Consider the following 24,448-nt stretch of genomic DNA (forward strand, 5'->3'; position numbering starts at 1 on the left):
GCTTTGGCTGTCCTTTGTTGTTCAGTATCACTTGATCTCTTTTATCAAGCGGTCAAAACTGCAAAACACCTCTTCACACTTCATCACTCTACCATGACCTTGTCCCTGAGTGGTCACCAGTTCCACTCGTTCAATTTCATTCGCAGCCTGAGCCGATACACTGTGCTTAGTGAACTTGTCTTGCTCATCATGAACAATGATGGTTGGCGATTGGCGCTCTGAGAGGCGCTTAAATGGATCAATAGATTGTAAAGGGTAACTAAACTGATCTTCTATTTCTGATACTACCGCGTTAAACAGTTTCATCGAATACCCTGAGCGGGTAATGCTACCAAATAGGTTTTCAACATAGTTCAGCACTGGCGCAATCAGCAACAGTGGTTTGTTTTCAAGCTTACTATGACGACACTCCAACGCAGAAGCCGTCCCCATACTGTGCCCCACAAGGCCTTCGACGTCATCGACAGAATCCAATACTTCCTCAAGACCACGAACAAACGCCGGGATGTGTCCATACTGCCCTTCGCTTTCACCATGCGCAGGGTGATCGTAAGCCAAAGCCGTATAGCCTTTTTGTGCAATGTATTCCATCAAAGGGTAGAACTGACTGGCGGTTCCAGACCAACCGTGAGTGAGCACCCAAACCGGTCCAGTACCGAGTGAATAGGTTTTGATCACCCCTGTGTAACCTTGCAACTCACTTTTAATCAATCCTTTAGGCTCGGCATTCTTTGCCTGTGTCCTTACCGGAGTAAGCAGTAACTTTCGCGCCGTGTTTTTAGCATGTGTTGGGGCCAACGTATGGTGCAATCGTGTACTAATGTTGACCAAACTGCGTTTAATGCTGAAACGCTGCGAGGTGTTAAAGTAGATTTTCTCACTCATGATCTTTTCCTTAGCTATCAGCTTTGCACAAAATAGAACGGTCGTGCTTTTTGTGCTGATAAGAAAGAGCGCTCAGTGTCGCCCTTTGTTATAAAACGCTTACTATGCCCCTGACCGCAGGGCTAATGCTTCCATCGAGTAAACAAGTTATCGATACCCTGCCAGAACAGTCTCTGGCTTTCTTGTTCCCCTTTGATCGAATAAAACACATGCGCACTCAAGTACTGCCCGTACAGATCAAAGGTCGCTTGTTGCGTATCTAAATCCGCCCTAAACTCATGGTTTTCTTTGCCTTTTATCACTTGAATTTGCAAGTAATTCAACCAAGTATCAATCGACTGACGCAGTGCTAATTGCAGTGGGCAATCCTCTTCTGCCGCGTCATTCCATGCATCAAGAAACATGCAACTGCCTTGAAACGAATGATTCCACGTCATCCAGGCATCCAACAGACCACGAATCTTTCGCTCAATATTGCTATCCCCAAACTCTCTCGCAGGTGCGATAACTCGCTCAGCAAATACGTCATTTGCATAGACCAATACCGAGAGCTGTAAATTCAACTTGGCGTTAAAATGTGCGAATAAGCCACTTTTTGACATTCCACATTGTTTTGCGAGTTCGCCAATCGTGAGGCTTTCTAAGCCATTTTCACTCGCCAACTGAAATGCGCGCTGAAGAATGAGTTCTTTGGTCACTTTTCCTTTATTCATACCTATAGTTTTAGCACGGTCGTTCTTTTTTGTAACCTTAAATTTTCCGATATCAGGCTAGCGAAGAAAGACGGATAAGTTTGAGCTGGATCTAAATTTCGGAAACGGATTGCCATCAATTGATCATGACTTGATTTTTTACCTAAGCTAATCAGGTCTTTACCTGCTAAGTTTGCGCTGATTTTTTCATTTATTTTAGGTAAGCATACTATGGCAACCACCCAAAAAATTGCCAGTTTAGAATTTGCTCGCATCATTGCGATGTTTGCAATTGTTGGACTTCACTGCCAGATGGCCCTCACCTATTGGCAATGGGATGAAGTGCCTTGGGTAGGCTATATACTCAACCAGCTCGCTCGCTTCGCCGTCCCGCTGTTTTTCCTCATTTCCGGCTATTTGATTCAACCAAAGTTAAGCGAGCGCCCTCTCGAGACACTAAAAAGTTACGCCAAGCCACTAATGAAGATCTGGCTGATATGGAGCATGATATGTCTAGCTGTGCCATTTCGCTGGCACACCGTGGCTGAAGCGGGCTATTTAGCCGAGCGCCAAGGTTACTGGGGCTACTTAATGACCACCCCATTGAATTCCTTGTTAGAAGGTGGCTTGGTGCATCTATGGTTTATTCCTGCACTCGTGATTGCGGTTGCGTTGATCGCGTTATTAGTTCGTATTCGTATGGCTCAGTTGCTGCTACCAACGGCGGTACTGCTCTACATCTATGGCGTTTTCGCCGGCAGTTACATTACGCTCACCGAACTACCAACCCTATTCTTTACTCGTAACGGTCCGTTTTTCAGTACCCTGCTTGTCGTACTCGGCTATCTGGCAAGGCAACAGCAATGGCATTGGTCACGCAATAATACGATTCGTTTCATCTTGCTCGGTATGGCACTACATTTCGGTGAAGCGTATTACTTAATGAATGCCGACATTGCCTTCAACTCACATGATTTCCTCTTTGGTACGGTTATTTGGGCACTCGCAGTGTTCATGTGGTTATTGGCTCACCCGAATTTTGGCAACATGCCATGGGTGTTTAAATGGTCTCCGCGTATTCTCGGTATTTATGTCAGCCACTTATTGGTGATCATCATGATGAAGAATGTGGCCGGTATTTTGGGGTTACAAGGCTTAACAGGTGATCTGTTTCTTTATTCCGCCACCATCGTTATCACTGTGCTGTTAGTGACCGCGATTGAAGCCTCTCCATTTAAAAAGCTATTGCTGCGCTAAATTCATTCAGAACTTCATACCCAAGTAACCTCAAGATTCTTGGGTATATATCGCTTGCTCTTACACTTAAGGTTTAGAGCAAGCCTCATAAAAAATGAGAGCACTCTCTCACTCAGAAAAATTCTCATTTTTAAACCAACAGAATTTGCTTCCTCTCACAAAAAACATCGTTCATTTGTTTTAGATTACTCTTTATCAACAAAACGCTCATTAAACGGAGGCTGTATGTGGGCAGGTCAGGAACTCATTCCTTTTTTAGAAATTAGCCATTGGCTAACTTATGGTTTATACGCTGCAGCAGTCCTATTTGGCGCAGCGAGCATTGCGTCGCTCAGAAAGTAGTGACGCAAGCTACATTTATCAAAAACTCCTCCTGTTAAATTCGAGCTTTCTCACACTTAACCCTCTAATTTATGACTAAAATTTCTCCAGTATGACAAAGGAGAAATGTCTATGCCAATCTATCCAGTTGTCGCTTTTTGCTGCTTGCTATTCTCTAGCGTAAGCTTTGCCGCGACCACCAACGACCTCCATCTAATCCACACGAATGTCGGCTATGCGGCTCTGGCTTTCTTTACCATCGCTTATATTTTAGTCATGCTGGAAGAGTACTTGCAGATGCGGAAGTCAAAACCCGTACTGCTCGCAGCGGGATTGATCTGGATTCTGATCGGTTATACCTTCGCTAAAAACAACCAAGCCGATGTGGCAAAAGCCGCACTAGAGCACAACCTACTCGAATACGCCGAGCTATTGTTGTTCCTATTAGTTGCAATGACGTATATCAATGCGATGGAAGAGCGAAGGCTGTTTGATGCCCTACAGGCATGGATGATTGGCAAGGGTTTCGATTTTAAAAAATTATTCTGGATCACCGGTGGATTAGCTTTCGTTATTTCGCCAATCGCAGATAACCTCACCACCGCCTTATTGATGTGTGCAGTCGTCATCAAAGTCTCTGGTGATAACCCTCGCTTTGTTAACCTTGCCTGCATCAACATAGTCATTGCCGCCAACGCGGGCGGCGCATTCAGCCCCTTTGGCGATATCACCACACTCATGGTCTGGCAAGCCGGCCACGTAAACTTTATCGAGTTTCTTCCCCTATTCGTGCCCTCATTGGTTAACTACGTGATACCTGCGTTTATCATGTCAATGTTTGTACCAAATACTAAGCCAAGCACTGTACATGAGCACATCGAGCTCAAGCGTGGCGCACGACGCATCGTTGGCTTGTTCATCTTGACGATCTCAACGGCAGTGGCATTCCATGCCGTACTACACTTCCCTCCGGTAATAGGCATGATGATGGGCTTAGCATATCTGCAGTTCTTCGGTTATTTCTTGAGGAAAACCCTCAAGCAGTCTCTAACTAAAAAAGCCGCATTAGCGATTGCCAATGGTGATGACTATGCCTTAAGGCGTTTAGGGTCTGTCGTTCCATTTGATGTATTTCACCGTGTTGCCCGCGCCGAGTGGGACACCTTACTGTTCTTTTATGGCGTTGTAATGTGTGTTGGGGGATTGAGTTTACTTGGCTACCTCGAACTGGTTTCTAACGTGATGTACACCGAGTGGAATCCAATTTGGGCAAATGTGATGGTGGGTATTCTGTCCGCTATCGTGGATAACATTCCGGTGATGTTTGCCGTTTTGACCATGGAGCCAACCATGTCAATGGGTAACTGGCTATTAGTGACGTTAACTGCCGGTGTGGGTGGTAGTTTACTGTCCATCGGCTCAGCGGCCGGTGTCGCACTCATGGGGGCGGCGCGTGGACAATACACCTTCTTCGGCCACCTAAAGTGGGCTCCGGTCATCGCACTGGGTTATGCCGCCAGTATCGCAGTGCATTTGTGGATGAATGGCAACCTGTTCACCTAAACAATGCAACCTAACATCTGGTGGGTGGTTCGCGCCACCCATCGCCACCAGCCTTACTGTGTAAAGTATGTTAAACAGTTAACATCGATGCAATTTGGGCGAAATACTCGACATTGGTCACTTTTCACGACACTTTATTCAGCGATTTATCACTCTTTGGTTGGCCTTTTGCTAACCGCACCCGCTTTGGTTGCCTGTTTGCTTCCAATTCGGGTTTAAAACCAAGGAAAATATTTTTATGGATAAAGATCATAGCCTAAGAGAGAACCTCTTGGCCTTGACGCTCGGCAGCGCGTTGGTGTCATTGGGGGTTATCTTCTTCAGCAAAGTGGGGTTACTTACTGGCGGTACCGCTGGCTTGGCCATCTTTCTCACCAAAATAAGTGATTTTAGTTTTGGTCAGGTGTTCTTCGCTCTTAATCTACCTTTCTACATTTTGTCTGTGATGCGCATGGGATGGCGTTTTACCATCAACACGTTTATTGCGGTTTCAATCGTGTCGGTTGCGGTAGACCACCTGCATCATGTGATTGAGATTTCAAGAATCGAACCCATTTACGCCGCCTTATTGGGTGGAGGCTTAATAGGTATTGGAATGCTCGTTATTTTCCGCCACAAGATGAGCCTAGGAGGGTTCAACATCTTGGCGCTATACCTACAAGAGCACTTTAACATCCGGGCGGGTAAAGTTCAGATGGCGCTAGATTGTACTATCGTGGTGATTTCACTGTTCATTGTTGATGTCTACCTTATTGCACTTTCAATATTGGGCGCGATTGCGACTAACCTAATTCTGGCGATGAACCACAAGCCCGGACGTTATCAGCCAAAACCTCAAACAGCATAAACATTAAACGTAATAGCCCCGGACTTGAACCGGGGCTATTTTTATTCTGGCGCGGGTTTAAGCTAACGTTGAATTAACGCAGTATTGCTGCATATCAAGCCCCAATTGCTGCTTATTGATTTGACTAAGGTGATAATGCACTAACATCAGCAAGTCATTAGCACAAAAGAGTTCAAATGCATCTCCACCATTGTGTTGGCAAATCTCTTCACAACGCTCAGCATGGATTTTGGCTTTCTTAGGCTCGCCCGCCTTAAGTAAACTCATCGCGAGGCGATATTCTGCGCGTTCCTCTTGCATCCAACCACCGGCAACTTTCCAATACTCTAGCGCCAATGCTGCCGCTTCAAGCATGTGCTGAATTTGCGTCGCAGTGCGCTCAGAAAGCTCTTCATACTGACAGGCGAGGTTGTTTCCAGTAATCGCAATAGAACGCGCCAGTGGCTCTGCTACGCTGCCTGAATTAAGTCCAGATACCGCTTTTGTTAACCATTCGCTGGCTTGTTGCAGTTTGTTCATAGCCGATAGTTCGTTGGCGATTTGAGCAAACACGCGGCGCTGGTCGACCTCAGCCAATAACGCCATGCCAGTATCACTGCCATCAAAAAAATACTGCGCTACCGATTTCGCGCGCTGGCGAGCAAGACACTCAGTTGCGACGCCATTTTCTAGCTTATCGAGGCTGGTAATAAACTGCTTGGGGTCGTTTAAATGACCAACCGAAGTATGCAGCATCAATGGCAAAATACGCTCGGCGTGATTGGCGTCCTCCACCTCTCCTAACGCATGCTCCAGTTGGTTGTAGACCAGCTCTGGCTCGGCTTCATGCTGCTGCCAACTCTGGTTGATGAATGCATCAAAATCCGTTTTGAAAGACATGCTCTTGTTATCCCTATTGATTACTCTGGATTGCTGTGTTTATAGATGGCTCCCACCCTACATAAAATTTAGACAAATACGGTAAACCTTGCTGAATTCTGAGAATCGCTTCACTTAAAGCGGTGTGCCTTGCTCTAAAGCTAATAAACGTTGTTTGCGCTCAACCCCACCCGCATAACCAGTAAGCTTGCCACTTTTACCAATCACACGATGGCACGGCACCACAATCGAGATGGGATTCTTGCCATTGGCAAGCCCTACCGCACGCACCGCTTTCGAATTGCCGATCGCATTAGCTAAGTCCTGGTAACTCCACGTTTCACCATAAGGTATCGTCGTGAGCGCATGCCAAACTTGAGTCTGAAACTCTGTTCCTGTCGCGGCTAATGGCAAATCAAATTCATTACGCAGGCCAGAAAAATACTCATCCAACTGAGTCCTGGTTAGGCTTAATACTGGGCATTGATCGTCGCGCTCCCCTAGGCTGTCTGGCTTAGTGGTACAGGTTTCAAACCAGATCCCCAACAAACCTTGGCCATTCGCTTGAATGGTCACCGTGCCTAACGGGCTTGGCATTATCGTATAACGTGATTTCATGATTGATTCCATAAATGAAACGTGGCGTAACTTCCCCAAGGTGAAGCGGTGTGGGCGTTCAATGAGGGATAATACGGCATGGCTTTCTTGACCACTAAGTCTTTATCTAAAAAACAATCCGGCTGAGACTGGCCACGCAACTGCGCATAACTGACCGTCCAAGGTCCAATACCTTTCAACTCAAGCCACTGCTGCGGATCAGCGTCAGGGTGACTCTGAACAAAATGAGCAAAGCGTGTCAGCGTGTCCTTTCGACTTTGCGGCATACGTAAAAAACTCATATCCGCCTTTGCGATTGCGGTGGGTGTCGGGAAATAACGGAACGATTCGCCATCACTTAACGTTGCCACCAGCAAATTAAGTTGGCTTATGGCCGCTTTCACCGACACCTGCTGACCCAAAATCGCTCGCACGCCCGCTTCCCAAGCACTCCATACCCCCGGAATACGAAGACCTCGGGTGGTAACCAGACCTGGGGCTATGTAATCTAGGTGTTGCTCCACACTATATATGTCCACATCCAAATCGAACATTCGTCGTACACCAGACACGAGATTTTGCAGTTTAGATACCTCCTCGATTTCAAACACCATCTCAAGGTAACCTTCCCTTTGAGACATTTGCAACCATGCTTTCCCACCGCCGAGCTGCAAGGTTCTTTGATAACAATCACCCGTCACTAACTCCACGCCTTCTATGGCACGTAGGCGATAAAAATCCAGCATGTGCGGCCAGTTCAACTCACCTCGATACGGTAACGCGATCCGGTTCGTCCCTACCCCACCCAACTTTTTGCGCTTCACCTGAGAAGGTGTCAGTTTGAGGATCTTTTTAAAGGCATCATTAAAGCGGCGCGTACTATGAAACCCCGCAGCAAAACCAACATCTGCCACTGACATCGAACTCGAGTGCAACAGTTGCTTAGCAAACATCAATTGTTGGTATTGCGCGTATTGCTTCGGTGACAGGCCAAGATATTGCTCGAATAACATGCGTAAATATCGATCTGATATGCCAAGCCGACCCGCTAGGTTTGCCAGCGATTGTTGATGCAACTCACCGCTATCGATCATATTGATCGCCCGTTGAAAAGTGGTTTCAACCCCTTTCCACGCCCAAGATCCCGGCGCACTGTCTGGCCGACAACGCAAACACGGACGGTAACCAGCCTTAAGAGCCTGCGTTTTATCTGTGAAATACTCCACATTCTCTTCTTTAGGCAAATTGGCTGGACAAATTGGGCGACAGAAGATTCCCGTGGTTTTGACCGCAACGTAGAAGCAACCGTCAAAACGACGATCACGGGCCATACGCGCCTTTTGGCACTGTGCAAAGGTCAGCGATGTATGAGGATGAATAAACATAGTGCAACCCTAGCGAATGCATTCTGTTGTTGATGAACTTAGCCCTTCCATTGGCTGAGTAGACATGACTTGATTTTAGAACGTACCGTTAAAGCAAGTTAGCCATTTTCGGAAATCAATATTGAGAAATTTTTGCATTAGTGAATCTGTGCACTAAATTTAGAATCAGAATAACACAACAACGTCAGCTAAAAGGAATTGGCATGGACTTACACACTTGCGTCATTGTACTAAAAAATCAAAAGGTGATTACTAGCAAATCGGTAGAGCACTCGATAGGAATCATTGAGCGCGACTCTGATAAGGAAATTTCAGAGATTCAAATCAACACAACGGATGGTGAGAAGATCAGAACTTACCACTACAACTGCGTAGAGGCTTCGCTTGAAAGCTTAATGAACCTTTAAGCCTCCCAGTTCCATCAGTTGAATATCAACGGGCGCCGTTCGCGGCGTTCTTTTTCATCAAAACATGATGCCAAGTACTCACACCACCAAACGATCAATCTCTTCCAAACCATGGACTTATTGCACCGCATTCCTCTAGCGTGCCGGGCTAACCGAGCGCCGACATAAGTAACGTGTTCGAGTTTTTTGAATGAGAACATCGAATAGCGACGATGTTTTCTTACGTCAGCCCCTCCTACACTGATTAGAATAACAAGGGAGTCCTTACTCTCCGCTAACGGAACCATGAGATTGCGCCAAACTGAGGCGAGGAGACGATTATGATTACAGTAAGGCACGCCGATGACCGAGGTCGTGCGAGTTATGGCTGGCTAAACAGCAAACACACATTCTCTTTCGGCAACTATTACGATCCACAGCATATGGGTTTTTCTGCATTGCGAGTGATTAATGATGACATCGTACAACCTAACGCCGGGTTCGATACACACGGTCATCAGGATATGGAAATCATCAGCTATGTACTGGAAGGGGAGATTGCGCACAAAGACAGTGAGGGTAACGTTCAAACACTATCCGCAGGTGAATTCCAACTGATGTCGGCTGGCACAGGGATTTATCATAGCGAGTACAACGCGTCAAATACTAGCACGCTACGTTTTTTACAGATTTGGATTGAGCCAAACACATTTGGCAATAGGCCTAGCTATCAGCAAAAGAATTTTAGTCGTAAGTCAGGGCTCACCAGCATTGTGACGCCCACTGGAGAAGGCGATAGTCTGCGCATCAAACAAGATGCAAGTTTGCACCAATTAATTCTACCACCGCACTCGCAGCTCAGCGTTAGCATCCAATCCGGAAGAAATCTATATGTACATCAAGTCGAAGGAGAACTGGAAATCGACAATACCTCATTGTCGGGCGGAGATGGCGCTAAAGTTGAAAAGCAAGATATGGTGACGTTTCGCAATGATTCTGCTTGGCCTGCCACTGCACTGGTCTTTGACTTGCCGTAACTTTTGATTTAGTGGATATACCCAAGTAAACTCGAAATGCTTGGTTCAGCAAGAATGACTTGGGTATATAGCATCAATACGGAAAGCCCTCTCGCAAAACACTAAAGGGCTTTTATGATTTTTTTGCGCCACATAACCAGCACTATTCGTCTACTGGCAATTCTGCGATTTGCTGCAAGCTGTAAGCGGTCAACGGATCAATTTCTTTTACGATGTCTTCGACCTGTTTAATCGCCTCTACCGACGAGCTCGCTTTACGGTAGCTTAAATAGATAGGTCGACACCAGTTGTCAACACCCGTCACCTTATGAAGCTGACCGTTTATAATAAACGGCTCTACAAGTGATGCTGGTAGGTAAGCGCTACCGCCTTTCTCTAATACGAAATCGAGAGCAATACGAGCGGTCGAAGTGCGTAGGTAGGGCGCAGGGATCTTCGGATGGCGTTCTGCGTGCTCTGACGCAAAGCGTGTGCCCCAATCGACATAAACGTATTTCTTTTCAAATACCGTTTCAATCGAATCTGCCTGAGTGGACACTAAAACCAATACCACATCAGCAACTTTTTTACAGTTCAGCTCATCCGCTTTAATTTGGTCAAAAGCAAACGCCATATCGAGTGTACGCTCAAGCAAACTACGACTTAGCATCTCACGCCCCATCACCTCGGCCATAAAACCGTAACCGCCAAATGAATCCGTGACAACGCTTAGACAGTTTTGCAAATACGCATCCCAAATATTTGGCGTACCGCCCATGGTCAGCTGTAAGGCCTTACCGTCCTCTAGCGACAATTCAAGTTTGGCTTGCTGCAATGTGGTGACCATAACCTCCGCATAATTAATTAAACGCTCACCTGCAGAGGTCAATTTAATGTTATTTCGATCACGAATAAACAACTGTGTATCAAAATAACTTTCCAGTTGTTTGATTCGAGCGCTCACTGCCGCTTGCGTAATATATAAGTTTTCAGCAGCTCGTCCGAAGTGCCGAACCTTTGCCAACTCTAAAAATGTTCGAAAGACCTTTACATCCATAAACCATCTCCTGGTTAATATAAAACCAGATTAACAACTAATTAAAATCGTGACGACAAAAAAATTTTGTTTTTCTTTTTTTTACTTTGAGCCTAATTTTTGCCGTAATTCACCACATTCATCAATAACGGTTACAGAGGCTGTTGATATGTCTGACACTGAATTTCGTCATGGCAAAAAACGTTTTTACGACAACGTCAAATTCCCACGCGGCTTTGCAAAGTCTGGCGATTTTACTCTTTCAGAAGAGGAAATCCTAACAATTTATGGGGATACTATGCTCGGCTTGGAGTCTGGCGAGCTATCACCAGAGAATAACGAAGAGAAACACTTCGTTAAAGTTCTCGAAAACCCAGGCAAAGCAAAAACGAAAATAGAGCGTACTTGGTTGAAATACACCCAACTTGCTCGTGGTCGCAAGAGATTCCATACGCTTAATGGCCGTACCAAACCTGAAGCGACTGACGACTATGCAGAAGAGACATTGGCTGAAGACGATTAAAAGAATAAAACCCGCCTCAGCTAATTTAGCTTGACCGAAGAATCATTCACTATAAAGAATGACGTAAAAAACAGTTCTTCTCAAAAAGCCCGAAGGAGTCTCCCTTAAGGGCTTTTTCTATTTGTATCCCACAAAACTCTCGATGCTACTTAGTCAGCATCGCTACTTTTTTCAGAAAGCTCTCTTTCAAATGCTCTTGGTCGTATTCCAAACGGTAAGTATTATGAAACCCGATCTTCAATTCCACCCCATTACCTCGTAGAAACACGTTATAACCATCATAATCAGAAAACGCTTCGATTCCTTCGTAAATTTTGCCAAATTCAGTCGGACTACCGTTATTCATCACACATTCATAAGCCTGTAGCACTTTAGCCGGATCTATTTCATTTTTCATTGCAAGCCCCTCAACAGTCTACACAACCTAAGTATGGTTAAGGAAATAACGCCACGCCATGTTGTGCTATGCGCGAGATCATACTTTACAAACTCCCCTTTTAGATTCTGCACTTGTTGCGGTGTTCTCAGCAAAAAAATCAATTCTTCAAATACGATTTTTGATTTAGGGCTACGAGTTCTACAAGTCACTCCCGCAAGCGGCATCATTCGAGCTGAACTACACACCTTAAGGCGACTTGAAGAAACTTAATTCAAGGCCTAAATTTTACCTATTCGCCAACGACCTCATGGCGCAATCGCATAGAACATAAAACATAGGCAAACGTCAAAACTGCTGACAAAAACCGCACTGGTTAAAGAAAAAGCAAATTTTTGACCTAAAACAATAGCAGTTCCTTACCACTTATTTTATAATGCGAATTAATGTTTCAAAACATCTTAAATTCCAATAACTAGGGGCACAAAATGAGACTTATCCCGTTAGCTCAAGCAGCACAAGTTGGCAAGTGGGCAGCAGCACACATCGCTAAGCGCATCAACGATTTCAAACCAACAGCTGAGCGTCCGTTCGTTCTGGGTCTACCTACTGGTGGCACTCCTCTAGCAACATACAAAGCACTGATCGAACTTTACCAAGCTGGCGAAGTAAGCTTCGAGCACGTTGTGACTTTCAACATGGATGAGTACATCGGTATTCCTGCAGATCACCCAGAGTCATACCGCTCTTTCATGTACAACAACTTCTTCAACCATGTGAACATCCAAGAAGCAAACATCAACCTACTGGATGGTAATGCTGAAAATCACGAAGCGGAATGCCAACGCTACGAAGATAAAATCAAGTCATACGGCAAGATCAACCTATTCATGGGCGGCGTGGGTAACGACGGTCATATCGCATTCAACGAACCAGCATCTTCTCTGTCTTCACGCACTCGCATCAAGACACTAACGGAAGACACTCGTATCGCGAACTCTCGTTTCTTCGATGGCGACATCAACCAAGTTCCTAAATACGCACTAACTATCGGTGTTGGCACGCTACTAGACGCTGAAGAAGTGATGATCCTAGTAACTGGTCACAACAAAGCGCTTGCTCTAGAAGCAGCAGTAGAGGGTTGTGTAAACCACCTATGGACGGTTTCTGCACTTCAACTTCACCCTAAAGCGGTAATCGTTTGTGACGAGCCATCACAACAAGAGCTAAAAGTGAAAACTGTTAAGTACTTCTCTGAGCTAGAAGCGGAAAATATCAAAGGTTTCTAATCCCTAGGGTTACACTGAGATAAGCGCTAAAAATACAAAACCCGTGAACATTCACGGGTTTTTTCGTTTCTGGGCAGGGTTAAAATGAAAAGCTAATAAGCTTGAATACCAAACAAGCGTAAACGTTTCGGCAACACCTCATCCAACTTGTCTAATTCACTCGATTCAACCTCAATCAGGTTAAAATAGTGCTGCTCATAAACCACGCGGATCTTCTCTCGCTCAGCTTCGGACATCTCGCCCGTATCGCTGCCCCAAAACTGCAAGTAAACTTTGCCACTGGGCAAATAGAAGTCACTCGTCACATCTTGGTCAATCGGCAACTGACGTTCATAAGCGTGCACCACACCCGCCAGATACAACCAGTTGTCGATCAGTAACTCACCTTTGGAACGCACATAGTGACCATCCAAAGTGCGGTGCTTGGCTTCAAATTTTTGACGAAAGCTGGAATAGGACTTATCGGTAGCATGGGACTCCGCATCTTGACCTAAAAACTCCACCACAGACTGCTTCAATCGCTTGTTACGTAATACAACATCATGCCACACAACAAAGGTGTTCTGTGACGCTTTATCGGCTCTCTGTTGCCCTCCAGCGCGTATTCCAGCCTCTGTCAGAATCCATCCCTCTTCAGATTTGCTAATCCACCCTAATTCGCTCAGTAATTGATTCATTCGCTTCGCATTAAGATTTAGTTTGTCACCAAGTTGTGTCGCGCTGTAGGTTTTACCAGAGGAGATGGCAAGTTCTATGTGCAAGTTGATCGGCCAGACGATGAACTGTCCAAATTTAGGGTGATCGACATACTCGCCGCCGAACTTGGCGCCCTCTTCGGTCAAAGTCCATTTGTCACCTTGGCGAACAAGGTAACCAGCACGTTTCAGATCGGCAAACAACAGCTTCACTTCTATCTTACGCATTTTTGCTAATGCCGATGTCGATACTTTTTCAGACACGATTCATGCCTCCTGCAGCTGTTGATGGTGTCAATCTTGATATTAACGCATTGATTTCATTGTTTGAAGAAACAATAGAATAGATTGCCAAGAGGCCACAAAAAAAGCCAGTCGGTGACGACTGGCTTTTTATGTAAGTGCAGGATGTTTATTTGATGAAAGAGATACAACCTTGCAGAATCACTAGATTCACGATGTCGATAAAGAACGCCCCGACAATTGGCACCACCATGAATGCTTGTGGCGACGGGCCAAAACGGTTGACGATCGACCCCATGTTCATTACCGCCGTTGGCGTAGCACCCAAGCCAAAGCCACAGTGTCCACTCGCGATCACCGCTGCGTCATAGTTGCTACCCATCACACGGAATGTCACGTAATAAGCGAATACTGCGAGAATCACCGACTGAACCGCCAAGATGATCAAGAACGGAATCGCAAGGTCAAAGATATTCCACAACTTCAAGCTCATCAACGCCATCGCTAAGAACAGTGACAAAGAAACGGTACCCAGAATATCCACGGTCTCTACGTCCACTTTGCGCACTTTGGTCACTTCCATAGTATTGGTGATCACGACGCCAATAAACAATGCATAAACGAAATCGGGGATGGTCAGCCATTTAATACCTAGCGAGCCTACCCAATCGCCAACGTAACCAGCCCCCGTCACACACAACAAAATGATTGAGAGTCCCTCGACCACTTTTTTTGCAGTCACACGGTCTTCTTCGTGCTCGTTGTACGTCACCAACTCCGGGAAACGTTCATGCGTTTGGTTGGTGTGACCATATGCCGACTCAAGGTTGCGCTTTTCAATCAAACGCTGCGCTACTGGGCTACCAATAATACCGCCAACGACTAAACCAAACGTCGCAGATGCCATGGCGACTTCAAGCACGTTGTGTAAACCATACATGTCCTGAAAGGTTTGCGACCATGCCGCGCCCGTACCATGGCCACCAGAGAGCGTGATAGAACCAGCCATTAAACCCATTAGGGGATCTAACCCCAATGCGGTCGCCAAAGACACGCCTACCGCATTTTGGATAAGGATGTAAACTGAAGCGATCGCTAAGAAGATAAATACCTTCGCGCCGCCTTTGATTAACTGCGTATAGTTCGCAGCCAAACCAACCGTTGCAAAGAACATCAACATGAACGTATTTTGCAATGGCAGGTCAAAAACCAAATCGACACCATTAAAATGCATCATCGTGATCGCGCAAGCGACAATCAATCCACCAACGATGGGTTCGGGAATATTGAACTTTCTCAAAATTGGCAATTTGGTGTTGATAAACTGACCCAAGAACAACACACAGATTGCGACAAGAAACGACTCTTGTGGGCCGACAGAAATGACCTGATTCATAAAACCTCTTTGCTTCCTTTTTCTCATCCGATGAGTAACAACTCATCATTTGAGCGGCATTTAGGCAGGTCAGAGTGCCTATTGAATATTCTGTTGGCTACCGTAAAGAATCATTGAATTCTCAACATATAAGAAATGCACTAACATGACTTGATGCAAATTCTCACCCAGTGATAAATAAGCACAAAGCATCAATCTTCGATAATAAAATGATCAAGAAAGCATCGCTTCTCAACCGATGAGAAGAGGTGCGTCTTCATACAAGACACAGCGCCGCTAAAACCCGGAATTGACGTCACAACTTTCTTCTGTTTCGCCGAATACAAACGATTATCCCCAAGTAAGATCGAAAGCCTTTTTCCCTTAATCAAGAAGAGTACGTACAACAAAATGATCACGTAAGACAAAAAACTAAAGTGCCTTTAGGACGTAAAAGCTATGATCTACTTGTAGATAATAAACGAGTAGAGTAGAAACAGGGCCTGACGTACTCGTCACTCAACAAATTCATCCAACCACTCAACTATTTAAAGGTCTCTAATGAGTGCACTAGTCAGTGTAAAACATGTCTCCAAGCAATATCGGCAGCAAGGTGAAACGCTGCAAGATGTCAGTTTTGAATTGCGAGCAGGCCAGGTACTAGGGCTTCTTGGTCACAATGGTGCTGGTAAATCGACCTTAATCAATGCCCTGCTGGGAGCGCTCGAATATCAAGGTACCATTCGAATCAACGGGTATGAGCCTATTATGCAGCGCGATAAGGTAATGCAAAACTTATCGTACATATCAGATGTCAGTGTATTGCCAGATTGGATGACGGTCGCACAACTGTTCAGCTATACCGAAGGTGTCCACTCAGGTTTCAATCGCCATAAAGCCGATGCGCTTTTACGTGAAACCAATATCAAGTCACGGACTCGTATTAAAGCGCTGTCGAAAGGTATGAAGGTACAACTGCATCTCGCGTTAGTGATTGCCACCAACACACAAATTCTCATTCTGGATGAACCTACCCTAGGTTTGGACTTAGTCTATCGTGATACGTTTTATCGCCACTTATCGGAATGGATCCAAGGTGGCGAGCGCATATTGATCATCACCAGTCATGAAGTATCGGAGATTGAGCATCTGCTAACAGACGTGCTGATACTTAAGCAAGGACGTACGATCCTACAATCGTCGATGAATACGATAAGTGAAGATTACCTCATTGTGGAAGCGCGCGATGAACACCGCGCACAAATTGAAGCGATGCAGCCACTCTCTTCACAAAAATGCCTCGGTGCCACCAAATGGCTGTTATCTTCAAAGTATGCCGAACAAGCGGAAAGACTTGGCGAAATTCGTGACGTTAAGTTAGCGGATCTATTTTTAGCCTTACAGAAGGAAGTATCATGATGCGCTCTACTGTCGCCATGTTACGTAAAGAGTGGTTAGAAAACCCTCTCGTCTGGCGTGTACCTCTGTTTATGTTTGTCTGTAGCCTATTACTGTTTGTTGGCGTCATGAACAACACTCCCCTGCAGCACAACCTCGTTTTTCAAATGAGCTTTAGTGGTGACGCAGATGAGTTCAGCATAGCCCTCGGCGATGACATTAACCGACTCATCGCGGGCGTGGTGGGTCTGATATCCATCCTGCTTGGCACTCAATACTTCCCGAGAACCCTACATAAAGAGCGTTCAGAGGGCAGCATCATGTTCTGGCGTAGCATGCCAGTCAGCGATATTAAAACTCATCTAGTGAAGCTAACGTTTGGTTTACTGGTGATCCCGTTAGTCTGTTCCACCTTGGTCTTTACCGCTGATTTCATGCTGTGGTTATTGAAGTTCTCCACTGAGCACCAGTTAACATCACTATTCCATCAAGCATCGTTGAGTGATGTGTGGTTGAATTGGGTTGAATTTCTTCTGCGTATGACGCTGGCTGGCATTCTGCTGTTACCGTTTGCATTAACCGCAATGGCCATTTCTCAGAAAGTAAACTCGCCACTAGTGATCATGCTCATCGCAATTTACACCTTACGTTGGATGCCCATTGCTCTATTTGGTTACCATGGCTTAGATCAGTTCTTCTCTGAAATGTTCTATCTCCCTTTGTACGCGATTATTGCGCCGCATCCATTGGCGACCATCCAAGAGGCGGGATGGACGAATATCGGCATTTATGCTTTTTTGGGTATGTTAGCTTGGACCGCCAACCTCAAGTTTAGCCGGACCGTTCGGTGATTTAACCTAAGCTGGGGATAATCTAAAAAAAACGGCCACAACTTGTGTTGTAGCCGTTTTTTTAGGTTGGTCTCAGTCTACCCAAGGAATGAAATATAACCCTGTAGAATGATTAAGTTGACGATGTCGATAAAGAACGCTCCAACAATCGGCACCACCATAAACGCCTGTGGTGAAGGACCGAAGCGGTTAACGATAGAGCCCATATTCATGACCGCCGTTGGCGTCGCACCCAAACCAAAACCACAATGACCACCAGCGATCACCGCTGCGTCATAGTTGCTGCCCATCACCTTGAAGGTGACGTAGTAAGTGAAGATTGCCAGAATCACCGACTGTATGCCAAGAATCACCAAGAATGGGATCGCCAAGTCAAAGATGTTCCACAGTTTTAGACTCATCAATGCCATCGCTAGGAACAAAGACAGCGATACCGTACCTAACATATCAACGGTTTCTGCATCCAGACTACGAATCTTGGTGACTTCCAAGAAGTTTGTAATGATCACACCAATGAATAACGCATACACGAAATCAGGGATCATCAACCATTGGATCTCGAATGTGCTCACCCACTGCTCTACGTACTTAGCGCCAGTGACACAAATCAATAGGAAGAACAATTTCTCGACCACTTTTTTAGCGGTAACTTTATCTTCTTCGTACTCGTTGTACGTCACCAATTCTGGAAATTTCTCGTGAGTCTTAGAGCCGCGACCATATTCCGATTCAAGATTATTTTTTTCTACAAGACGCTGTGCCACCGGACTACCGATGATACCGCCCATGATCAAACCAAAGGTAGCCGATGCCATGGCGATTTCCAACACATTATGAAGTCCATACACATCTTGGAAAGTCTGTGACCACGCCGCCCCTGTACCGTGACCACCCGATAGCGTAATCGAACCCGCGATCAGCCCCATCAGAGGATCCAACCCCAGTGCCGCAGCCAATGACACACCGACACCGTTTTGAATAATAACGTAGAACGAGGCAACGGCTAAGAAAATGAAAACCTTCGCGCCACCTTTCATTAACTGAGTGTAATTTGCTGCCAAACCGACCGTCGAGAAGAACATCAGCATGAATGTATTTTGTAACGGCAAGTCGAACTGTAAGTCGATACCGTTGAAATGAAGAGCAGTAATGATACAGGCAACAAGCAAGCCACCTACAATCGGCTCAGGTATGTTGAACTTCTTTAAGATCGGTAGCTTGGCATTAATGAAATGCCCTAGGAAAAGCACACTGATTGCAACCAAAAAGGACTCCAGTGCGCCCACAGATATTAAATGATTCATATCGCCTCTTATTATTGTTCTCTTCATCCTCCGTAATGATTGAGTGTTAGTTTAACCTTAGTTCAATAGCAAATTTTCTCGCTATATTTCTACGAAAATACTCAAAAGGTTGTGTTAATGCGCCTTAGGCTAGTTCCAGGGACGGTCGTTAAGCGATGTTCTGATTTACGCGCTATCCGCAAGCCCTAAAATGTAAAAGGAGCCTATTCAGCTCCTTCTATGCCCTTATCATCGACAAAAATGATGGTACGTCGCGATGGGTATCGTGTTGTGAGTATGTCCGAGTGACACTTTTCTGAACCGCTATCGGGCTCCCTGACTTAAACAGAAAGTGATCATAATGACTATTGAGCAACGTTTCTTCCCGTCATAACGAATAGAGTGCCTAACATGGCGCTCTAGCATCTGGGTTTGCTTGTTCCCATCGTAGTGTAAATACTCTGACTCATGGTGATTAAAACGAGCCAAATTCAGGGAAATCATCAAGCTTGCAACAAGTGTTATCATTACAACGGAGCGAGATTATAACATATCGCTGAAAATTTCCCTCATTTCAGTGATATTCGCCACTTTCATAGTTTGCTCTAGCAATGATCAACTACCCAATATCATTGCTACAGATAAAAACGCGAAGCGACTCAAACTTGGCTTCATCCCAAGTGTAGATTTGTGGGAGGAACCGTTTATCAATGGTACCTTGCTCGATGAAATTGACAGGGGTTACTGGCGCAATAGCAAAGAACTCTTCCAATTCAATGATGGCAACATCCGCGATAATTGGCCGCATTACTTGCAAGACAATGAACTAAAAGAAAAATAATCGCGTAAAAAAGAAAAGAACAACCAACGATGAGCTCAACCATGACCAAACTGACTGTATTTTACGATGGCACTTGTCCCTTATGCGCCAAAGAGATGAAAGCGCTAAAACAACGTGATGCCAAGCAGCAAATCAAAACCGTCGACATCTACAGTGAAGCGTTCGCCGATTATCCGCAAATCGATCCCGAGCAAGCCAACAACATCTTGCATGCTCTCAACGAGAAAGGTGAACTGTTGTTTGGGCTGGATGTCACCTATCGCGCATGGCAATTGGTTGGTCGGGGTTGGTTATATGCCCCGCTACGTTGGCGAATTTTCAAACCTGCTGCAGACTGGCTTTACCTCAAGTTCGCCAATAACCGCTACCGAGTCTCATATTGGTTAACGGGCACCTCTCGTTGTAGCAATGGTGTTTGTTCTCGCAAATGATCGACATAACTTCGAAACCGTAAAAGACAGCGACGCCAAAACGTTGCTGTTTTTATTTCTGCTATCCTCAAACGACTTAGTTATAATGCCGCCAACTTAGCACCCATAAGGGCAAAAAAGATGATTATCATGACCACCAATTTCGGTGACATCGAGATTGAACTGAATCTAGAACGAGCGCCAGTTAGCTCAAAGAACTTCAAAAAATACTGTGAAGATGGCTTCTACGACGGCACCATTTTCCATCGCGTTATCGACGGCTTCATGATCCAAGGCGGCGGTCACACTGAAGATATGGCAGAAAAGCCAACGCGTGCGCCAATCGCGAATGAAGCAAACCGTGGTCTAAAGAACCTTGTTGGCACCATCGCAATGGCACGTACTGACGCACCGCACTCTGCAACGGCACAGTTCTTCATTAACCTAGAAGACAATGATTTCCTAGATCACACAGCAACCACCAATCTAGGCTGGGGTTACGCGGTGTTTGGTAAAGTGACCGCGGGTATGGATGTCGTAAAACGCATCGCGAAAGTGAAAACGACCTCTAAACTTGGTCACGATGATGTGCCATGCGATCCAATCATTATTGAGAAAGTGACGATCAGCGAATAAGCACATTCGCCTCTTCGGAGACATCGTCACTATAAATCGATAAAGCGCCTAACGTCTTATGACTTAAGCGCTTTTTGTTTTAGTTGCTGAAGCAAATGAGCTGCGAGTTTACAGTGTAAAGCGTGAGCAGCTCTAGTGATTGCATCCCTTTAAACAAACGTTGAGATGCACGACTCACAGAGAGCTTAGTTTCTCCAACGTGCACAAACATTCTTCCACTAAAGTCTTTGTTTACTTTTTACTTTTTTAATTTTATAAACTTACACCGCGCTTGAACGGTGCACTGGCCGGAACTGTTCGGGGTTAAGCCGCCCTATCAACTCTTTCAACGATGTGCGAATCAAATACTCCTGCACTTTGCCTTGTCCTTGTTGGGCATACACGAAAACGAATTTTTCTTCTGCTTTGAAGTACAACACGTCAGATGTGGCGATCAGATGAATGTCTTCCCCTTGCGTCGCTTTGATCCACTGAGGGTATTGCGGCGTTTGTGGAGCTTCGATTCTCCAGTTTATCTGACGCTGTATCCAACCATCATCATGACAAAGAACAAAGACGACTCTTGGTTTGGTCTGATTCGTACCTTGCTGCCAGCGTTACTGGCAGCGATCGCGGCGTTGGTGGTAACCGAAGTGTTTTACTGCATCCATTTGTGGTTTGGCCATTAGTCTGTACTTATTCGACTTTATGCGCTGCCGAGCAACCACCCCGGCTAAAAAAAGGCCAGATGCTAATGCCAACCTTTAACTGGATCCTGATTGTGGTATTTGCTCAGCACATCACCATGGTGACTTTGTTCCCTGTTGAACGTGAAGGCAAGCCACCAGTATTTAAGGAAGAACCAGTCACGTTTGAAAGCCGAGCGATCTCATTGACGTTGATTGGTCTTGGTGAGGCGTTCTTGATGATTGTGGACATCATCTCTGCAACGTTCTGTTTGGTGCCATGCTGCCTATTCAGATTGATATGACGAGTAGTGACCTTGGTTTAGAAAGTACCTTCCTGCGTGCTTGGGAGCTTTCTGTAACGCTGTTCATCTTGTATGCCTTACATCACCTCACACATAAACCTGTATTCAGCTCCACAAAATAATCCCCCAAGCCAAGAGTGCAGCGTTGTACTCTTGGTAATCCTCCTCTCTCTTAAGCCTTAAGAGAATAAAATACACATCCTTGTTATAAAAAGTGTGGCGAAAAACGTCAGGCTGGTGTATTTATCCGTCCACGACTTTCCTAGTCAGCTTATCCAAACAGACGGTGCCGCCCCCTCCCCTTTACACACCTTTGCGTCGTGTCTGTTACTTCCGAATTGGATTCTTAGCATTGGATTAGTTTGAACTCGCAGAGTTCTGTTATTTTCGCCTCGCACATGGGCGTTATTAGGTTATAGAAAATGAACAAGCGTTTCTTTCCTAGGATTGATTTGCCATTATTACTGGCGATCATTCCGCTCATGCTTCTCAGTTCACTCACTCTCTGGAGTGCCAGTGGTTTTAGCGAAGCAATGCTCTTTAAACATCTTGCACGTTGCGCACTCACACTCATGTGTATTTTAGTAATGTCATCGATTCCAGCGAGCACTTACCAGCGTTCTGCCCCGTATCTATACCTTGTGGCGGTGGCTTTATTGCTCGCCGTTGCGTTGTTTGGTGACAGCACCAATGGCTCTCAGCGCTGGCTTGATATCGGATTCTTCCGTTTCCAACCTTCAGAGCTGATCAAACTGTCCATCCCCATCATGATCGCGTGGATGCTACACATTGAAGGCGGGCGACCCGATGTTCGCAAAATCGCTCTGTGCTTATTGATCACCTTGATTCCTTCGGGCTTGATAGCCCTGCAACCCGACTTAGATGGTGCGATATTCACAGTAATCTATGCGCTGTTTGTTTTGTTCTTCGCAGGGATGAGCTGGAAGATCATTGGTGGCTTTGTAGTCACTATTCTGACTCTAGTACCTATTCTGTGGTTCTTTGTCATGGAGTCGTATCAAAAAAGCCGTGTTACTCAGTTCTTAAATCCAGAATCCGATCCCCTTGGTTCGGGCTACCAAATCATTCAGTCACTGATTGCGATTGGTTCTGGCGGACTGAAAGGCAAAGGCTGGATGAACGCCACCCAAGGCACATTAGGCTTTATTCCAGAAAGCCATACTGACTTCATTTTTTCAACCTATGCAGAAGAATGGGGCTTTATTGGCTGTACGGTGTTGTTAGCACTGTACTTGTTCATTACCGCGCGGGTGATGCTGCTGGCGTGCCAATCTGAGCACTTCTTTGGTCGCCTTGTGAGTGGCGCACTGGCGATGAGCTTCTTCCTGTACGCATTCATCAATACAGGCATGGTCAGCGGCTTACTACCGGTAATGGGTAGCCCACTGCCATTCTTCAGTTATGGTGGTACCGCCATGTTGACTCAAGGTATCTGTTTTGGCGTGATCATGTCGCTGTGTTACTCCAAATACCGCAACACCTAAACGCGAGTCACAACAGAGAAGACAAGTAACACGATCAAAAAAGGCTTCCCGAGGGAAGCCTTTTTTACAACTGGAGAATCAAATTATAGTTCGCCGTTGTGGTATACCTGTTGAACGTCGTCACAGTCATCTAGAAGGTCTAGGAACTTCTGGAATTTCTCAGCGTCTTCACCCGCCACTGGCGTATGAGTTTGAGGAACGAATGTAATTTCTTCAACATCGATCGTTAGATCTGGGAATGCCGCATTAAGTGCAGTTTTCGTTTTGAAGAACTCAGTGTGCGGTGCAAATACCGTGATCACGCCGTCTTCTAGTTCAACGTCTGTTACATCCACATCTTCCATCATTAGCGTTTCTAGGATGATTTCATCATCTTCGCCTTTGAACTGGAACACTGCTTGGTGGTCGAACATGTGAGAAACTGAACCTTCAACCCCAATTTTCGCACCTGTCTTAACAAAACATTGGCGAACGTCTTGGAAAGTACGGTTACCGTTGTCTGTTAGACAGTCAACAATCACACTTGTGCCACCAGGGCCAAAACCTTCGTAACGTGCAGGTGCGTAATCTTCACCGCCACCGCCGTTCGCTTTATCGATCGCTTTTTCGATAACGTGTGCAGGTACTTGGTCTTTTTTCGCTTTAGTGATCAGGTGCTTCAGAGCCAAGTTCATGTCTGGATCACCGCCACCGTTTTTCGCGCACATGTAAATTTCTTTACCGTATTTGGAATAAACTTTAATTTTTGCGCCTGCAGTTTTCGCCATAGAGGCTTTGCGCACTTCAAAACTTCTTCCCATCGGGATGTCTCTCTAAATTTAATTTTAATGCGAAGGATTTTAGCAAAAAGCGAAACTGTTTCCATTTCGCCCTGCAAAGGAATGGGGAGGCAACCTCATTCGCCGCTGTGGTTCACACCAGAGCCACGATCCGCTTTACGCGACACCCATTACTCGTTTGTACTTCTCGACTGACTGTTGAAAAAATGCTTTTTCATCAGCGTCGTAAATCTTAGACAACTGTTCTTCTATCGCCTCAGGGCCAGATTTGGCCTCTCTGAGCTTCCAAACCAGAAACGATGCTTGTTTATCAAGTTCGATTCTGTTCTTCTCGTCAGGCGGTAATAGGGAAAGGTTGAACGACATTTACAGCCTCAAGGTACTTTAAATACTAGTCGAGTACTATAACACACGGACTTAACTTTGCAGAA

At 45.5% G+C, this 24,448-nt stretch carries 25 protein-coding genes and 2 pseudogenes; 13 read left to right on the forward strand and 14 right to left on the reverse strand.

What is annotated here, in order from left to right; all coding sequences use genetic code 11:
* Window positions 1–27 precede the first annotated feature (27 nt).
* Window positions 28–885 carry an alpha/beta fold hydrolase gene (locus tag AK965_RS04160; protein WP_099078424.1) on the reverse strand — a complete coding sequence of 286 codons (858 nt, stop codon included), beginning with the start codon at window positions 883–885 and terminating at the stop codon, window positions 28–30.
* Between the two features lie 122 nt (window positions 886–1,007).
* Window positions 1,008–1,598, reverse strand: coding sequence for a TetR/AcrR family transcriptional regulator (locus AK965_RS04165; protein WP_099078425.1), 591 nt, complete (start codon window positions 1,596–1,598; stop codon window positions 1,008–1,010).
* Between the two features lie 210 nt (window positions 1,599–1,808).
* Between AK965_RS04165 and AK965_RS04170 the strand changes: the two genes are divergently transcribed.
* From AK965_RS04170 to AK965_RS04180, 3 genes are all read left to right on the forward strand, one after another.
* Window positions 1,809–2,834, forward strand: coding sequence for an acyltransferase (locus tag AK965_RS04170; RefSeq protein WP_099078426.1), 1,026 nt, complete (start codon window positions 1,809–1,811; stop codon window positions 2,832–2,834).
* Window positions 2,835–3,287: 453 nt separating this feature from the next.
* A complete protein-coding gene (gene nhaD, locus AK965_RS04175) occupies window positions 3,288–4,718 on the forward strand; it encodes a sodium:proton antiporter NhaD (RefSeq protein WP_099078427.1) in 1,431 nt (476 codons plus the stop codon).
* 238 nt (window positions 4,719–4,956) lie between these two features.
* Window positions 4,957–5,565: a YitT family protein gene (locus AK965_RS04180; RefSeq protein WP_099078428.1), complete on the forward strand. Its 609-nt coding sequence runs from the start codon at window positions 4,957–4,959 to the stop codon at window positions 5,563–5,565.
* A 57-nt stretch (window positions 5,566–5,622) separates the two neighbouring features.
* On the opposite strand, the gene AK965_RS04185 is transcribed toward AK965_RS04180, so the two are convergent.
* The 3 genes from AK965_RS04185 to AK965_RS04195 form a co-directional block, all read right to left on the reverse strand.
* Entirely contained in the window at window positions 5,623–6,444 is an 822-nt protein-coding gene (locus AK965_RS04185) for a hypothetical protein (protein ID WP_099078429.1), read from the reverse strand.
* A gap of 114 nt (window positions 6,445–6,558) precedes the next feature.
* The gene (locus AK965_RS04190; RefSeq protein ID WP_099078430.1) at window positions 6,559–7,041 is read right to left on the reverse strand and encodes a methylated-DNA--[protein]-cysteine S-methyltransferase; all 483 of its coding nucleotides are present in this window, start codon (window positions 7,039–7,041) and stop codon (window positions 6,559–6,561) included.
* Window positions 7,038–8,405, reverse strand: a complete 1,368-nt coding sequence (locus AK965_RS04195) for a DNA-3-methyladenine glycosylase 2 family protein (protein WP_099078431.1) — start codon at window positions 8,403–8,405, stop codon at window positions 7,038–7,040. Before AK965_RS04195 ends, AK965_RS04190 begins: the two co-directional genes overlap by 4 nt.
* A 203-nt stretch (window positions 8,406–8,608) precedes the next feature.
* Between AK965_RS04195 and AK965_RS04200 the strand changes: the two genes are divergently transcribed.
* Together AK965_RS04200 and AK965_RS04205 are read left to right on the forward strand one after the other, a co-directional pair.
* Entirely contained in the window at window positions 8,609–8,812 is a 204-nt protein-coding gene (locus AK965_RS04200; RefSeq protein WP_099078432.1) for a hypothetical protein, read from the forward strand.
* 320 nt (window positions 8,813–9,132) lie between these two features.
* Window positions 9,133–9,828 carry a pirin family protein gene (locus AK965_RS04205; RefSeq protein WP_099078433.1) on the forward strand — a complete coding sequence of 232 codons (696 nt, stop codon included), beginning with the start codon at window positions 9,133–9,135 and terminating at the stop codon, window positions 9,826–9,828.
* 142 nt (window positions 9,829–9,970) lie between these two features.
* Here AK965_RS04205 and AK965_RS04210 read toward each other — a convergent pair whose 3' ends face one another.
* Window positions 9,971–10,864, reverse strand: coding sequence for a LysR family transcriptional regulator (locus tag AK965_RS04210; protein ID WP_099078434.1), 894 nt, complete (start codon window positions 10,862–10,864; stop codon window positions 9,971–9,973).
* Between the two features lie 148 nt (window positions 10,865–11,012).
* Between AK965_RS04210 and AK965_RS04215 the strand changes: the two genes are divergently transcribed.
* Window positions 11,013–11,366 (forward strand): DUF413 domain-containing protein, encoded by a 354-nt coding sequence (locus tag AK965_RS04215; RefSeq protein WP_099078435.1) that lies wholly within the window; start codon window positions 11,013–11,015, stop codon window positions 11,364–11,366.
* A gap of 145 nt (window positions 11,367–11,511) precedes the next feature.
* Here the strand turns inward: AK965_RS04215 and AK965_RS04220 are convergent, their stop codons facing one another.
* Entirely contained in the window at window positions 11,512–11,763 is a 252-nt protein-coding gene (locus AK965_RS04220) for a DUF3081 domain-containing protein (RefSeq protein ID WP_099078436.1), read from the reverse strand.
* Between the two features lie 467 nt (window positions 11,764–12,230).
* Between AK965_RS04220 and nagB the strand changes: the two genes are divergently transcribed.
* A complete protein-coding gene (gene nagB / locus AK965_RS04225; protein ID WP_099078437.1) occupies window positions 12,231–13,031 on the forward strand; it encodes a glucosamine-6-phosphate deaminase in 801 nt (266 codons plus the stop codon).
* 92 nt (window positions 13,032–13,123) lie between these two features.
* On the opposite strand, the gene AK965_RS04230 is transcribed toward nagB, so the two are convergent.
* Both AK965_RS04230 and gltS (AK965_RS04235) read right to left on the reverse strand, forming a co-directional pair.
* Complete coding sequence (locus AK965_RS04230) at window positions 13,124–13,990, reverse strand: glycerol kinase (RefSeq protein WP_099078438.1); 867 nt, start codon at window positions 13,988–13,990, stop codon at window positions 13,124–13,126.
* 148 nt (window positions 13,991–14,138) lie between these two features.
* Entirely contained in the window at window positions 14,139–15,365 is a 1,227-nt protein-coding gene (gene gltS / locus AK965_RS04235) for a sodium/glutamate symporter (RefSeq protein WP_099078439.1), read from the reverse strand.
* 540 nt (window positions 15,366–15,905) lie between these two features.
* Here gltS (AK965_RS04235) and AK965_RS04240 point away from each other — a divergent pair.
* Together AK965_RS04240 and AK965_RS04245 are read left to right on the forward strand one after the other, a co-directional pair.
* Entirely contained in the window at window positions 15,906–16,763 is an 858-nt protein-coding gene (locus AK965_RS04240; RefSeq protein ID WP_099078440.1) for an ABC transporter ATP-binding protein, read from the forward strand.
* Window positions 16,763–17,593, forward strand: a complete 831-nt coding sequence (locus AK965_RS04245; protein WP_099078511.1) for a hypothetical protein — start codon at window positions 16,763–16,765, stop codon at window positions 17,591–17,593. The genes AK965_RS04240 and AK965_RS04245 overlap by 1 nt, the downstream gene beginning before the upstream one ends.
* Window positions 17,594–17,670: 77 nt before the next feature.
* Here AK965_RS04245 and gltS (AK965_RS04250) read toward each other — a convergent pair whose 3' ends face one another.
* Together gltS (AK965_RS04250) and AK965_RS20630 are read right to left on the reverse strand one after the other, a co-directional pair.
* The gene (gene gltS / locus AK965_RS04250; protein WP_099078441.1) at window positions 17,671–18,897 is read right to left on the reverse strand and encodes a sodium/glutamate symporter; all 1,227 of its coding nucleotides are present in this window, start codon (window positions 18,895–18,897) and stop codon (window positions 17,671–17,673) included.
* 598 nt (window positions 18,898–19,495) lie between these two features.
* Window positions 19,496–19,684 carry a hypothetical protein gene (locus AK965_RS20630; RefSeq protein ID WP_253252658.1) on the reverse strand — a complete coding sequence of 63 codons (189 nt, stop codon included), beginning with the start codon at window positions 19,682–19,684 and terminating at the stop codon, window positions 19,496–19,498.
* Between the two features lie 74 nt (window positions 19,685–19,758).
* On the opposite strand from AK965_RS20630, the gene AK965_RS04265 reads away from it, so the two are divergent.
* Both AK965_RS04265 and AK965_RS04270 read left to right on the forward strand, forming a co-directional pair.
* Window positions 19,759–20,148, forward strand: a complete 390-nt coding sequence (locus AK965_RS04265) for a thiol-disulfide oxidoreductase DCC family protein (protein WP_099078512.1) — start codon at window positions 19,759–19,761, stop codon at window positions 20,146–20,148.
* 120 nt (window positions 20,149–20,268) lie between these two features.
* Window positions 20,269–20,763, forward strand: a complete 495-nt coding sequence (locus tag AK965_RS04270) for a peptidylprolyl isomerase (RefSeq protein ID WP_099078442.1) — start codon at window positions 20,269–20,271, stop codon at window positions 20,761–20,763.
* 142 nt (window positions 20,764–20,905) lie between these two features.
* On the opposite strand, the pseudogene AK965_RS04275 reads toward AK965_RS04270, so the two are convergent.
* Window positions 20,906–21,269: pseudogene (locus AK965_RS04275) on the reverse strand (LytR/AlgR family response regulator transcription factor); the annotation flags it as partial.
* Between AK965_RS04275 and AK965_RS04280 the strand changes: the two are divergent.
* Together AK965_RS04280 and rodA are read left to right on the forward strand one after the other, a co-directional pair.
* Window positions 21,201–21,855 (forward strand): annotated as a pseudogene (locus tag AK965_RS04280) (DUF2955 domain-containing protein). The pseudogenes AK965_RS04275 and AK965_RS04280 sit on opposite strands and share 69 nt — an antisense overlap.
* A gap of 300 nt (window positions 21,856–22,155) precedes the next feature.
* Window positions 22,156–23,238 (forward strand): rod shape-determining protein RodA, encoded by a 1,083-nt coding sequence (rodA, locus tag AK965_RS04285; RefSeq protein WP_099078443.1) that lies wholly within the window; start codon window positions 22,156–22,158, stop codon window positions 23,236–23,238.
* An 83-nt stretch (window positions 23,239–23,321) separates the two neighbouring features.
* Here rodA and AK965_RS04290 read toward each other — a convergent pair whose 3' ends face one another.
* Both AK965_RS04290 and AK965_RS04295 read right to left on the reverse strand, forming a co-directional pair.
* Complete coding sequence (locus tag AK965_RS04290) at window positions 23,322–24,038, reverse strand: YebC/PmpR family DNA-binding transcriptional regulator (protein ID WP_099078444.1); 717 nt, start codon at window positions 24,036–24,038, stop codon at window positions 23,322–23,324.
* Between the two features lie 135 nt (window positions 24,039–24,173).
* Complete coding sequence (locus tag AK965_RS04295) at window positions 24,174–24,383, reverse strand: DUF3283 family protein (protein ID WP_099078445.1); 210 nt, start codon at window positions 24,381–24,383, stop codon at window positions 24,174–24,176.
* Window positions 24,384–24,448: the final 65 nt, after the last annotated feature.

Origin of the sequence: Vibrio sp. PID17_43 (genome assembly GCF_002608565.1) — a bacterium.
GTDB lineage: Bacteria > Pseudomonadota > Gammaproteobacteria > Enterobacterales > Vibrionaceae > Vibrio.

Bases quoted from the DNA above. Each gene is read 5' to 3' on its own strand.
- AK965_RS04160 (WP_099078424.1), bottom strand. From the start codon at position 885: ATGAGTGAGAAAATCTACTTTAACACCTCGCAGCGTTTCAGCATTAAA.
- AK965_RS04165 (WP_099078425.1), bottom strand. From the start codon at position 1,598: ATGAATAAAGGAAAAGTGACCAAAGAACTCATTCTTCAGCGCGCATTT.
- AK965_RS04170 (WP_099078426.1), top strand. From the start codon at position 1,809: ATGGCAACCACCCAAAAAATTGCCAGTTTAGAATTTGCTCGCATCATT.
- nhaD (WP_099078427.1), top strand. From the start codon at position 3,288: ATGCCAATCTATCCAGTTGTCGCTTTTTGCTGCTTGCTATTCTCTAGC.
- AK965_RS04180 (WP_099078428.1), top strand. From the start codon at position 4,957: ATGGATAAAGATCATAGCCTAAGAGAGAACCTCTTGGCCTTGACGCTC.
- AK965_RS04185 (WP_099078429.1), bottom strand. From the start codon at position 6,444: ATGTCTTTCAAAACGGATTTTGATGCATTCATCAACCAGAGTTGGCAG.
- AK965_RS04190 (WP_099078430.1), bottom strand. From the start codon at position 7,041: ATGAAATCACGTTATACGATAATGCCAAGCCCGTTAGGCACGGTGACC.
- AK965_RS04195 (WP_099078431.1), bottom strand. From the start codon at position 8,405: ATGTTTATTCATCCTCATACATCGCTGACCTTTGCACAGTGCCAAAAG.
- AK965_RS04200 (WP_099078432.1), top strand. From the start codon at position 8,609: ATGGACTTACACACTTGCGTCATTGTACTAAAAAATCAAAAGGTGATT.
- AK965_RS04205 (WP_099078433.1), top strand. From the start codon at position 9,133: ATGATTACAGTAAGGCACGCCGATGACCGAGGTCGTGCGAGTTATGGC.
- AK965_RS04210 (WP_099078434.1), bottom strand. From the start codon at position 10,864: ATGGATGTAAAGGTCTTTCGAACATTTTTAGAGTTGGCAAAGGTTCGG.
- AK965_RS04215 (WP_099078435.1), top strand. From the start codon at position 11,013: ATGTCTGACACTGAATTTCGTCATGGCAAAAAACGTTTTTACGACAAC.
- AK965_RS04220 (WP_099078436.1), bottom strand. From the start codon at position 11,763: ATGAAAAATGAAATAGATCCGGCTAAAGTGCTACAGGCTTATGAATGT.
- nagB (WP_099078437.1), top strand. From the start codon at position 12,231: ATGAGACTTATCCCGTTAGCTCAAGCAGCACAAGTTGGCAAGTGGGCA.
- gltS (WP_099078439.1), bottom strand. From the start codon at position 15,365: ATGAATCAGGTCATTTCTGTCGGCCCACAAGAGTCGTTTCTTGTCGCA.
- AK965_RS04240 (WP_099078440.1), top strand. From the start codon at position 15,906: ATGAGTGCACTAGTCAGTGTAAAACATGTCTCCAAGCAATATCGGCAG.
- AK965_RS04245 (WP_099078511.1), top strand. From the start codon at position 16,763: ATGCGCTCTACTGTCGCCATGTTACGTAAAGAGTGGTTAGAAAACCCT.
- gltS (WP_099078441.1), bottom strand. From the start codon at position 18,897: ATGAATCATTTAATATCTGTGGGCGCACTGGAGTCCTTTTTGGTTGCA.
- AK965_RS20630 (WP_253252658.1), bottom strand. From the start codon at position 19,684: ATGCGGCCAATTATCGCGGATGTTGCCATCATTGAATTGGAAGAGTTC.
- AK965_RS04265 (WP_099078512.1), top strand. From the start codon at position 19,759: ATGACCAAACTGACTGTATTTTACGATGGCACTTGTCCCTTATGCGCC.
- AK965_RS04270 (WP_099078442.1), top strand. From the start codon at position 20,269: ATGATTATCATGACCACCAATTTCGGTGACATCGAGATTGAACTGAAT.
- rodA (WP_099078443.1), top strand. From the start codon at position 22,156: ATGAACAAGCGTTTCTTTCCTAGGATTGATTTGCCATTATTACTGGCG.
- AK965_RS04290 (WP_099078444.1), bottom strand. From the start codon at position 24,038: ATGGGAAGAAGTTTTGAAGTGCGCAAAGCCTCTATGGCGAAAACTGCA.
- AK965_RS04295 (WP_099078445.1), bottom strand. From the start codon at position 24,383: ATGTCGTTCAACCTTTCCCTATTACCGCCTGACGAGAAGAACAGAATC.